We start from the raw sequence: 8,519 nt of genomic DNA on the forward strand, positions 1-8,519 counted from the left end.
GCAACGGCACCAAAGCGATTTGAGCGCCGAATCCAGGTCGGCAAGGCAAGGTTCGCGCATCCTCATTGTCGAAGACGATCTTGAGATCGCGCGCATGCTGGGCGAGACGCTCACCGACAACGGCATGATCGTGGAAATTGCCGAGAGCGGCGTCCAGATGAACGCCGCGCTTCGCAACCAGAAATTCGATCTCATCGTGCTCGATGTCATGCTGCCGGGCGAAAACGGTCTCAACATCTGCCGCCGTCTTCGTGCCGGAACCAACATTCCGATCCTGATGCTGACCGCGCTCGGTGAGGAAATCGACCGCATCTTCGGGCTGGAAATCGGCGCCGACGACTATGTGACGAAACCGTTCAGCGCGCGCGAATTGACGGCCAGGATACGGGCGCTGCTGCGCCGCACAGCCTATGCTCCAGACGAGCGGGACTGGTCGAAGGTGCTTCGTTTCAACGGCTGGCGCCTCGATCCAATACGCCGGCAATTGCATGACCCCAACAATGCGCGGGTTACGACCACGACGCATGAATTCGACCTGTTGCTTGCCTTTTGTCGCAATGCGGGCCGGGTTCTCTCTCGCGAGGAACTTCTGGGCGTAACCCATGCCGGGCTCGCGGGGCCGATCGAGCGTAGCGTCGATGTCCATATCAGTCGAATCCGCAGGAAGATCGAAAAGGATGCGCGCGATCCGGTGCTTTTGAGGACCGTTCGGTTGGGTGGCTATATCTTCACCGCGACGGTGGAGGAAGCATGAGTGATATCCTCCGCCGTTTCCTGCCGCAGTCTGTGCGTGGGCAGTTTGTGGCGATCATTTTCATCGCGGTGATCGTGATCATGTTCGTCGGTTCGGTCGTTGAGAGTTTCATAGAGAACGTCGACCTTCCCGCCGCGGAAGATAACGCAAGGCGTGCAGGCGTTGTTGCTGCCTTGTTGCAAGAAACGCCGGCGGAGGCGCGTAGCGCAATTCTGGCGACAGCAAAGCGGGCCGGCTTTGATTTCGAGATATTGCCCAGGGACCAGATAGCCGGCATTCCCCAGTCCTATCTGCAATGGCGAAGTGTCGAATGGCTTTTGCGTATCGACAGGGGGACGGTTGATGGACGCTGGCTAAGGATCGGCGGCCGATACGCGTTTGTCATCGACTTGGACCAGCAGGACGTCCTGGCCCATTTCGGCATGCCCGATTCCTGGCTGACATCGGGCCTCGTCCGTGCCTCGTTCTACAGGTTCATGGCTTTCGTCGCCTTGCCCGTGCTGATCTGGCTGTTTGCGGTTTGGGCCGTGACGGATCCATTGAAGCGCATCTCGGCAGCAGTCGGTTCGGCCGAGATTGAGAATGGCGAACAGCTCTTCGTCGAACACGGCTCCATTGAAATGGTGGGATTGGCGCGCGCCCTGAACAGGATGAGGACGCGCATCCGCACGATGATCGAAAATCGCACGCGCATGTTGCGCAGCGTCAGTCATGATCTGCGCACGCCGTTGACGCGGCTGCGGCTTCGCGCCGAGCGTATGGATGATGGACCCATCCGAACCGCAATCCTGTCCGATGTCCAGCACATCGAAATCTTGATCGACGAGACCCTGACCTATCTGCGCAACGATGTTTCGACGGAGAAGCTGCAGCTCGCCGACATTGCCAGCGTTCTGCAAACCGTCTGCGCCGAGTTCTCCGATGTCGGATTTCCTGTCTCATATTCCGGGCCGGACCGGCTCCTGGGCTGGTGCAAGCCCAATGCATTGGCGCGTGCGATCGCCAATCTCTGCGACAACGGGGTCAAATTCGCTGGCAATGTCACGGTCGCCTTGACAGCGACCGGCACGGCGGCGCGCATCACGGTAGGGGACGACGGGCCGGGTATTCCGATGACGGCACGCGCCCGTGTTTTCGAACCATTCTTCAAGGAAGACGCGTCGCGTGGCATTGCATCGAAGCATGGCTTCGGTCTGGGCCTGTCGATCGTTGCCGACATCGTCCAGGGTCACGGCGGCAGGATCGAATTGGAGGACAACCAGCCCAGCGGACTGGTCGTCACCATCGACCTGCCGAATGCCGCTGGCGTGCAGTCGGCATAGACGGCCTCCTGCCGGGCAGACGCGCTCTAAGCCGGCAGGCCGGGGCGATCGAGCTTTTTGGGCGACAGCGTGAAAATCTCGCACCCTGTGTCGGTCACGCCGATCGTGTGCTCGTACTGCGCCGACAGCGAGCGGTCGCGCGTCACCGCAGTCCAGCCGTCCGACAGAACCTTCACATGCGGCCTGCCCAGATTGATCATCGGCTCGATGGTGAAGATCATGCCTGGCCGCATCTCGACGCCTTCATTGGCGCTGCCGTAATGCAGGATGTTCGGCGCGTCATGGAACAACTGGCCGACGCCGTGGCCGCAGAAGTCGCGCACCACCGAGCAGCGCTCGCCTTCGGCAAAGGTCTGGATGGCGGCGCCGATGGCGCCGGTGCGGGCGCCCGGCCTGACCGCTGCAATGCCGCGCATCAGGCATTCATGCGTGACTTCGAGCAGGCGCTCGGCGGCGCGCTTGATCGTGCCGACCGGATACATGCGCGAAGAATCGCCGTGACAGCCGTCGAGGATGTAGGTGACGTCGATGTTGACGATGTCGCCATCCTTGAGCGGCTTGTTGTCGGGAATGCCATGGCAGACGACATGGTTGATCGAGGTGCAGGACGATTTCGTGTAGCCGCGATAGTTGAGCGTCGCCGGCAGCGCGCCGTGGTCCATGCCGAATTCGAAGACGAAGCGGTCTATTGCTTCGGTGGTGACGCCGGGCTGGACCATCGGCACCAGCTCGTCGAGGCAGCGTGCGGTGAGATCGCATGCCTTGCGCATGCCGGCAAAGCCGTCCTCGCCATAGAGGCGGATCTGGCCGGTATTTCTGAGCGGGGCCGTGGCAGCGTCGAGATAGGTGACCATTTTGTCCGTGTAGCGGGTAGGGCTCTGCAGGAGAGCCAGCGTGAAAATTTCCCCAGATTTGGCACTTGAGGGCAAAAGGTTCAAGGAAGAACTGTCTGATGCGGCCGCGCGCTTCCCGATATTTGCCTCGCAAGGGCGATGTCTTGCCGGTTTTTGCCCGGTTTGCTTCCCTTTCTGGCCATGGTGCGTTAGGGCGGGTGATGTTTTCGAGATCGCGTCCCTTCGCGGCGGCCAGGCAAACCGGATGGCCTGAAGCGCCGCTGACGGCAGCGTGCTCATGCCTGATGGGCATGGTGCTGCTCGCGATGCTGTGCTTCGGCCTGCCGGTGGCGTCAGGCTTTGCGGGGTCTGCGCCAAGCGGTGTCAGCGTCGGTGTCGAGCGGTCGGGCGAAGTGGCGGCGCTGCTGCGTGTCACCGGCAAGGCGCAAGCGCTGGAGGTTCGTGCCGGCCGTCCGGTCCTGGTCAAGTTCGCCGGCGGCCACCCCGCGCTTCCGGTCCCCGACGCTGTTTTTCTTTGGGCCGAACGGCCATCGCAAAGAGCGATGGTTTCGGGATATGGGGCCGCCTCGGTTCCCGGGGCGAGCACCAACCAGCCGCGCGCACCCCCGACCATCACGGCCTGAGCGGCCCAGGGCCGTACCCCCACCTCATCGCTATTCCTGTTCGCGTCGTGATCGTGCGGCGGCTGTCGGCCGCGCAGCGGTCGCGCGGCGCGTCATTTCCGGATTTTTTCAATGCAACAACGCATCAAGACCTTCAAAACCCTGTCGCGCGCGGCCTCGGCTGCCGCGTTCCTCTGCGTCCAGGCGCTCATCTGCATCGGAACCGTCTATTGGGCGGTTGCCGAGACGCTCGGCCTGTCGGCGATGGCGGCCCTTGTTCTCGGCGGCATCTTCGCCGTGCCGACGGTATTTGTACTGATCACCGCCAGTCGCATGGCCTTCGACGCGGAGACGGATCCGGCGAACCAGTGAGCATATGTCACCCCAGGACAGATCTCGGGTGCGCGATTTGTTTGGCGCGACATGGCGGCCCGCGACCCAAGTGACGACACATTTCTGGGCCAGAAGCCGGTCAAAGCAACTTTTGACGACGAACGGCGTTGCCTCGGCGATGCCGTTCGGGAGACAGGAAATGGATAGACTGCAATTCGAGGTGCCTGTGCGCATAGCGCCTGGACCCGGTCTGCCAGTCGAGGAAATCTATGGCGTCGAACAGGCGCTCGATTTTCTCCAGGACTGGCCTGCGCGCCGTCAGGGCCCGATCTATCAGAAAGCGTTCAACGCCTGCTTCGGCGCCACGGTGGACGTGGTCAAGACCGAGGATGCCTGCCGGGCGTTCATGGCGTTTTGCCGCGCCAGTGGACTGATGGCCAGGGACATGATGACGCCGCGCAAGCGCGGCGGTGAGGCGAGGGCGCTCCAGGCCTGAGGGCTGTGCCCTGTTCGTTGCCCGATTAAAACACCGGCGATCGTATTTGAACGCACGCGGCAATGTCGTGAGCGCGCCGTTGCGCGCGTTTCGTCCCGACGACAGCACCGCACCAAGGTCCGCCCTGTTAAGCTTCCGTTTCCATCTTCCCGGCTACGCCTTTGCTTGTTGGCAATGGTTGATTCGTTGCGTCAGTCTCATGGTTTGGAAGATGTCCCCAGAAAAAGTCCGTGCATTCCCGATCGACCGTCAGGTATTCTTGGTCAGGGAGGTTGCCGCCAAGCTCGGCAATCTGCATGGCGAGACCGCCACCTCGTTCTGGAGAGCCAAGGCGTCGGAGTTGCTCGATCTTGTGGTCGGCTCCGGCAGGGACAGAACAGCAGCCAGCGATGAAGTGCGCAGGTTTTTCCTGGCCGTGCAGCGAGAGATGTTGGCTGATACGGTCGCGGAGTCGATGCCAATTCTTTCCGCTTGAAGCAAATCCTGAACCTCCATCCTCCACACATGGAACAGTAATTTGTAAATACGTTTACTCCGGTGTGTTTTTCGGAGACCCGGTCGTTGTTCGCGCGGTCTCGGCTGCGAATCCGGCAATTTCCCGCCGGCCTTGAGGGGCGGCCCACTCTGAGACATCGACGCGCTTGCGCGTTGGTCAGCCAGCGAAACACTTCTTTTTTGAAGCCAATGGACCACTGCTCAAAAATGCAACGAACTTTTTAGCCATTCGTTCATTTATGCGTGCTTTCTAATTTAAACCATGGCCTTGAGTAGCTTCACCCGTGTTCGGCTTGTAATGGACGCCATGCGCCGGAGCACGGGCGCAAACGTCGCTACCATTTTTGCTCTGACCTTGCCGGTCGTTGTCGGCGCTGCGGGCTTCGGCGTCGAGACCTCCTATTGGTACTACAACAGCCTGAGGTTACAGGCGACGGCCGATGCAGCCGCCTATGCCGGTGCGCTCGAACAGATCTCGGGTTCCGACAAGCCGACGATCGTCGCGGCCGCGACCCAGTCCGCGGCGTCGAACGGACTGGGCTCGGGCACGATCGTCGTCAACACGCCGCCGGCCTCCGGCCCGAATACGGCGAAAAAAGCGGTCGAGGTGATCGTCGGCCAGCAGCTCGACCGGATGTTCACCCTGATCTTCACGCAAGACAAGGTCCCCGAACAGGCAAGGGCGGTGGCCGTCATTACCGATGCTTCGAGTGCTTGCATGCTCGCGCTCGATCCGTCCGCTTCGCAGGCGGCGCTGTTTTCCGGCAGCACCAGCGTCAAGCTCAACGGCTGCTCGGTCATGTCCAATTCGATCGCCTCGGACGCCATCAAGGTTCAGGGCTCGGCCGGCCTGCAGGCCGATTGCCTGATATCGGCAGGCGGTGTCTCTCTCAGCAACCCCGTCACCACCGTCTGCGCGGTCCCGATCACCCAGGCACTGCCTGCCGGCGATCCCTTTGTCGACCTGCCGGCCCCGGTGGCCGCGACCCCCTGCCAGAACGACAACAAGGCGACGCTCGGTCCAGGCACCTATTGCAGCGGCATGAACCTGAAGGGCAATGTCACGCTTTCGCCCGGCGTCTATGTCGTCCAGGGCAGTTTCAAGATAAACGCCAACGCAGCCATCACCGGCAGCGGGGTGACCATCTTCATGTCGGGCAGTTCGACCGTCAGCATGAATGGCAATGCGTCCGTGAAGCTCAGCGCGTCGACTTCGGGCACCTACTCAGGCGTTCTGTTCTACGGCGACAGGACCGGCATGATCGCATCCAGCACATTCAACGGCACAGCGGACTCGCTTTTGACCGGGGCCATCTACTTCCCCAAGCAGCAAGTGAACTATCTTGGCAACTTCTCGGGCAATGGCGGCTGCACCAGGGTCGTCGCCAATACGATCCAATGGTCCGGTAACTCAACCATCAATCAGGATTGCTCGAGCCTCGGAGTGCCCAACATTCCAGCCGCGCGGTCCGTGGCACTGTCCGAGTAGCTCCGTGGGGCGCCCATCGATGCCGATCCTTGGTGATGATTCGGGCGTTGCGGCGGTCGAGTTCGCGATGGTGCTGCCCATTCTGTGCCTGGTGCTGCTTGGTATTCTGGACGGCTGGTCCTACGTAACGAGTTCACTGTCGATGCGCGCCGGTGTGAAGACCGCCGCGAACCTGGTCATGAGCGGATCGACCGATGATGCGGCGACCCAGGCCCTTGCCATTGCGAGTTGGGAAAATCGGCCGGAAGACGGCCAGGTCACGCTAAGCCGCATCCGTATGTGCGGGGCGACGGTGGTCGACGCGTCCACCATGTGCAGTGGGCCGAAGGTGCCGGCGGTCTATGTCCAGATACAGGCATCGGGCACCTGGGTGCCGCCAATTGCCTTCGGCCCATTTGCCACTTCCACTGTAATCGGTCACCAGGAGACGATCCGTGTCCGCTAGGGTAAGCGCGTTCCGGCGGGATCGATCGGGCGGGGCCGGGCTGGAGTTCGCGCTGATCGCGCCCTTCCTTGTCATGCTGCTGTTCGGAATATTCGCCTTTGGCTGGTCGATGCACTCGGTCTCCAGTGTTCGCTATACGCTGGAGACGTCTGCGCGCTCGCTGCAGCTTAAGAACACGCTGACCCAGGCCGATATTCAATCGATCGCCACGCAGAAATTGCAGGCCTTGGGGTTCAAGGACGTGAACGTCACCATCGCCATCGACCCCGTGAGCGGCGGCTTCCGCATGGCGCATCTGACCGCGGCCTATGCCTTCGTCATCGACTTCCCCTACTTCAGTTCCTTCCCGATCAACTACGCGACAACCGTTACCGTGCCGCTGCTTGGCAGCGGCTAGGCTGCGGCCTGATAGCCTCGCGCGCTGGGGCTCTGCTTACTTGTACGCCTTGAGCGCGATCAGACCACCGAGAATGGTTATCGCCATTGAGGATCAGCGCCCACGACACAATGTTGTGTGACAGACGCCTCCGGCGACTGCGCAGGGCCCGGTCCCGCCAGCGTTTGGCCTGATCAGCCCCTGTGTTTTGTCGATCCACGTCTTTCTCCACGAGCAGAATGCGACTCATGCCGGCTGGTGTCCAGATCGGCACCGGTTTTGGCGGTCACGATGCAAGCTTGGCACTCAGCCTGCTTTTGATGGCACGGGGCTAGATAATATATTTCGTAGTGCTAATATTAAGGTGACGCTAGGTCATGTCCGACCATCCGTCGGGTGCAATGTGGGGGTTCCAATGAGAGTGGCTGTATTTTGCGCGGCTGTCGTTTTCGCTGCGGCTGGTGTCGCTGTTGCCAAGGAAAAGAAGGCGGCGGTCAGTGACGCCGCCGCTTTATGTTCCACCAACCCGTCAGCCAAGAAGTCCGCACCAAATCTGGACTGTGGTTTCACCGGAACCGCCAAATCGGGAGATAGCGGCGCAAAAGCAGAGCCGCGCCTCGGATACGACGCCAATCCGTGGATTATAACAGGCTTTTGACTTCGCATCGGCGGTTGCCGGTGAAGCGCTGAAGAGGGGCGTCTTGACCGGCGGGCGTCGCCCCCGCGACCGGAGCGTAACGGTCGGGCGCCGTCGAGAAGGAGGAAGCGCAAATGGCCGCTTATCTGATAGCGGATGTAGACGTAAAGAACGCTGCCGCGTTCGAGGAATACCGGCGGGATGTGCCAGCCACCGAGGAGCGTTATGGTGGGAGATATCTAGGTCGTGGCGGTGCGACCAAAGTCTTGGAGGGCGATTGGGAGCCACACCGTTTGGTTATTATCGAATTCCCCGACATGACGTCGTTGATGGGCTGGTACAATTCGGCGGAATACGCCCGCCTTATTGAAATCCGGAAGCGTTGCGCCAACACCAGGATCATTGCGCTCGAGGGGGTTGCAACACCCACTCTTTGACCGTGGTGGCTCGCCTTAATCAGGTAGTATCCGGCTTTTTTGCCCGAATCCGTACACCTCGCAGTCAGCTGTTTAAAGCCGGGAAACCAGGCAATAAATGCGGGCTTACCACTGCGGGGCTTTCTCATTGTCGCGGTGCCCGAGAACCCAACTCGACCGTGTAATGAAAAGCCCGCCACGGGGGCGACCTGCGGCGGGCTCTTGGAGCGGCTACATCCCTGAGGAATCGACCACTTTGTAGCAGGATTATGACCTGTGTGGCCGCGTTAGCCTATGGTG

At 61.0% G+C, this 8,519-nt stretch carries 12 protein-coding genes; 11 read left to right on the forward strand and 1 reads right to left on the reverse strand.

The features are described 5' to 3' along the window. The first annotated feature begins 19 nt into the window (after positions 1-19). Both EN893_RS10055 and EN893_RS10060 read left to right on the forward strand, forming a co-directional pair. Complete coding sequence (locus tag EN893_RS10055) at positions 20-754, forward strand: response regulator transcription factor (RefSeq protein ID WP_027036872.1); 735 nt, start codon at positions 20-22, stop codon at positions 752-754. Then, on the forward strand, positions 751-2,076 hold the full coding sequence (locus tag EN893_RS10060; RefSeq protein ID WP_127272229.1) for a HAMP domain-containing sensor histidine kinase: 1,326 nt from the start codon (positions 751-753) through the stop codon (positions 2,074-2,076). Before EN893_RS10055 ends, EN893_RS10060 begins: the two co-directional genes overlap by 4 nt. A 26-nt stretch (positions 2,077-2,102) precedes the next feature. Here the strand turns inward: EN893_RS10060 and map are convergent, their stop codons facing one another. After that, positions 2,103-2,930 (reverse strand): type I methionyl aminopeptidase, encoded by an 828-nt coding sequence (map, locus tag EN893_RS10065; RefSeq protein ID WP_127271537.1) that lies wholly within the window; start codon positions 2,928-2,930, stop codon positions 2,103-2,105. A 200-nt stretch (positions 2,931-3,130) separates the two neighbouring features. Here map and EN893_RS10070 point away from each other — a divergent pair, with 200 nt between their 5' ends. From EN893_RS10070 to EN893_RS10115, 9 genes are all read left to right on the forward strand, one after another. Next, positions 3,131-3,553, forward strand: coding sequence for a hypothetical protein (locus EN893_RS10070; RefSeq protein ID WP_127272230.1), 423 nt, complete (start codon positions 3,131-3,133; stop codon positions 3,551-3,553). Between the two features lie 111 nt (positions 3,554-3,664). Beyond that, complete coding sequence (locus EN893_RS10075; protein ID WP_127271424.1) at positions 3,665-3,904, forward strand: hypothetical protein; 240 nt, start codon at positions 3,665-3,667, stop codon at positions 3,902-3,904. Between the two features lie 160 nt (positions 3,905-4,064). Next, positions 4,065-4,361: a DUF982 domain-containing protein gene (locus tag EN893_RS10080; protein ID WP_127271426.1), complete on the forward strand. Its 297-nt coding sequence runs from the start codon at positions 4,065-4,067 to the stop codon at positions 4,359-4,361. 46 nt (positions 4,362-4,407) lie between these two features. After that, positions 4,408-4,836 carry a DUF6074 family protein gene (locus EN893_RS39130; RefSeq protein ID WP_236382794.1) on the forward strand — a complete coding sequence of 143 codons (429 nt, stop codon included), beginning with the start codon at positions 4,408-4,410 and terminating at the stop codon, positions 4,834-4,836. 282 nt (positions 4,837-5,118) lie between these two features. After that, complete coding sequence (locus EN893_RS10090) at positions 5,119-6,345, forward strand: pilus assembly protein TadG-related protein (protein WP_164748677.1); 1,227 nt, start codon at positions 5,119-5,121, stop codon at positions 6,343-6,345. A gap of 19 nt (positions 6,346-6,364) precedes the next feature. After that, on the forward strand, positions 6,365-6,790 hold the full coding sequence (locus EN893_RS10095) for a TadE/TadG family type IV pilus assembly protein (protein ID WP_127270090.1): 426 nt from the start codon (positions 6,365-6,367) through the stop codon (positions 6,788-6,790). After that, complete coding sequence (locus EN893_RS10100) at positions 6,780-7,187, forward strand: TadE/TadG family type IV pilus assembly protein (protein ID WP_127270088.1); 408 nt, start codon at positions 6,780-6,782, stop codon at positions 7,185-7,187. The genes EN893_RS10095 and EN893_RS10100 overlap by 11 nt, the downstream gene beginning before the upstream one ends. A 394-nt stretch (positions 7,188-7,581) precedes the next feature. Continuing rightward, positions 7,582-7,824 carry a hypothetical protein gene (locus tag EN893_RS10110; RefSeq protein ID WP_127270086.1) on the forward strand — a complete coding sequence of 81 codons (243 nt, stop codon included), beginning with the start codon at positions 7,582-7,584 and terminating at the stop codon, positions 7,822-7,824. Positions 7,825-7,937: 113 nt separating this feature from the next. Beyond that, positions 7,938-8,240 carry a DUF1330 domain-containing protein gene (locus EN893_RS10115; protein ID WP_127270084.1) on the forward strand — a complete coding sequence of 101 codons (303 nt, stop codon included), beginning with the start codon at positions 7,938-7,940 and terminating at the stop codon, positions 8,238-8,240. The last annotated feature ends 279 nt before the right edge of the window (positions 8,241-8,519 follow it).

This window comes from Mesorhizobium sp. M7A.F.Ca.CA.004.04.2.1, from assembly GCF_004022825.1.
Taxonomy (GTDB): Bacteria; Pseudomonadota; Alphaproteobacteria; order Rhizobiales; family Rhizobiaceae; genus Mesorhizobium.

What these genes read in the sequence shown, in the direction of transcription:
- EN893_RS10060 (WP_127272229.1), top strand. Translation starts at nt 751, where the DNA reads ATGAGTGATATCCTCCGCCGTTTCCTGCCGCAGTCTGTGCGTGGGCAG.
- map (WP_127271537.1), bottom strand. Translation starts at nt 2,930, where the DNA reads ATGGTCACCTATCTCGACGCTGCCACGGCCCCGCTCAGAAATACCGGC.
- EN893_RS10070 (WP_127272230.1), top strand. Translation starts at nt 3,131, where the DNA reads ATGTTTTCGAGATCGCGTCCCTTCGCGGCGGCCAGGCAAACCGGATGG.
- EN893_RS10075 (WP_127271424.1), top strand. Translation starts at nt 3,665, where the DNA reads ATGCAACAACGCATCAAGACCTTCAAAACCCTGTCGCGCGCGGCCTCG.
- EN893_RS10080 (WP_127271426.1), top strand. Translation starts at nt 4,065, where the DNA reads ATGGATAGACTGCAATTCGAGGTGCCTGTGCGCATAGCGCCTGGACCC.
- EN893_RS10090 (WP_164748677.1), top strand. Translation starts at nt 5,119, where the DNA reads ATGGCCTTGAGTAGCTTCACCCGTGTTCGGCTTGTAATGGACGCCATG.
- EN893_RS10095 (WP_127270090.1), top strand. Translation starts at nt 6,365, where the DNA reads ATGCCGATCCTTGGTGATGATTCGGGCGTTGCGGCGGTCGAGTTCGCG.
- EN893_RS10110 (WP_127270086.1), top strand. Translation starts at nt 7,582, where the DNA reads ATGAGAGTGGCTGTATTTTGCGCGGCTGTCGTTTTCGCTGCGGCTGGT.
- EN893_RS10115 (WP_127270084.1), top strand. Translation starts at nt 7,938, where the DNA reads ATGGCCGCTTATCTGATAGCGGATGTAGACGTAAAGAACGCTGCCGCG.